Origin of the sequence: Bradyrhizobium sp. NAS80.1 (genome assembly GCF_001908205.1) — a bacterium.
GTDB lineage: Bacteria > Pseudomonadota > Alphaproteobacteria > Rhizobiales > Xanthobacteraceae > Bradyrhizobium.
This window is the reverse complement of the sequence record NZ_LGHL01000384.1, coordinates 1-1,320: the sequence shown is the minus strand read 5'-3', so window position 1 is coordinate 1,320 and position 1,320 is coordinate 1. Positions and strand designations below refer to the sequence as shown.

The 1,320-nt window shown below is 56.1% G+C and carries 2 protein-coding genes; both read left to right on the top strand.

Annotated features, from left to right (window positions below):
- Window positions 1-215: hypothetical protein (locus AC629_RS48075; RefSeq protein ID WP_210419232.1), on the top strand; the 215-nt coding region annotated here is incomplete at its 5' end.
- A 777-nt stretch (window positions 216-992) separates the two neighbouring features.
- On the top strand, window positions 993-1,166 hold the full coding sequence (locus tag AC629_RS47525; protein ID WP_168195755.1) for a hypothetical protein: 174 nt from the start codon (window positions 993-995) through the stop codon (window positions 1,164-1,166).
- Window positions 1,167-1,320: the final 154 nt, after the last annotated feature.

The following is a 1,320-nucleotide window of genomic DNA, read 5'->3' as shown; positions in this document are numbered from 1 at the left end:
AATGCACAAGCAAAACGGAAACCGCCGGCACCCCGCACCAAAAGAAACCGCCGAAACTCAAAAGCCAAGCTCGCCCCAAGTCAGAAACGAGTTTTGCAACACAATCGAAGACAGAGCGGACCGACTTGGCAACCCCAGACTTCCGCTTCTGGACCCACTGCGGACGTCGTCACGTCGCCGCGACGTTCAGGTTCTCGAATTGCCCTGTGCGCTAGTCGAGCTGGGGTGAGTTTCGCACTGGAACGAGGATGTTCCGTCAGAGGAACGCTTGATGTAAGGTTCCTGCTTTCTGAAGGTAAGCTTCTTTCGCGCGTTTTCAGTCGGGAGGACGTTCAAATGAAACGCCACCGGCTCAAACAGGATAGGACGCTAGGCGAACGCCTTATTGAAGAAGCTCGACGAGCGAGGGAGAGAGCCGAACAACTGCCACCAGGCAGAGAGAAGGAAACCTCTTGGAGAACGCTCGCCAAGCCGATGCTACCGCCCGCATAGATGAATGGTTAAATTCACCGGGCCTAAGGGCTCCCACGTAGCAGTCGAACCAAATCTGCTGGCCTGCGTTAATCCAGATGGATGACAAAGAGCTAGAAGCCAACAGTGAACGAGCACTCGTCGTGGTGACCCTTAGTACGGCAACGCTGATCGCGTGTGTCACCCTCTTGGTTTCGCAATTGTAAGGCCGCCTCAGTTGGCGGCCTCTTTCATTTTGAATGGCTCATGGCGAGCGTCACACCGGTTCCGCTCCATCACCGCAGGGCACGTGCTCGGGTCGGTGATGAGAACGCCGGTTGCGCTCCCGCCCAATTGATGCAGGGAAAGGAGAGTGCCGTGAGACGACAGGCTGCAGCGCGTGATCTTCTAGAAAGCAAACTGCGCCAGCTCGAAACCGTTTCTCATTTAGACAGATGGATGACGTCGCCGGGCCTGCAATCCCCAAAAGAATAGGTCCGCCTCAGTTGGTGGCCTCTCGTTTGCGAAAGGGAGGTCAGAAGATGCAAAAGTACCGCGCACATATCATGGGCCTCGACGGGCATATCGAGTTCATCGTCCAACTAGTTTGCAAGGACGAAGCCGAAGCCAAGAAGCGCGCTAGAGCCTTGGCTGACGGGTACGACGTAGAGCTATGGAGCCAAGATCGAAAAATCGCGGAATTCAAGAGTGAGTAAGGCCGCTTCAGCTGGCGGCCTCCTTCGTGCTCGTCATCCTGCTATGTCGGCTGTTGATGCTGTGGACGGCTCCTCCACGGGCACGAGAGTGCCAAGGAGTGGGCGCCGTTTGAGGCTCCCACGATTCGGAGGAGCAACCCTATGCAGTCAATTT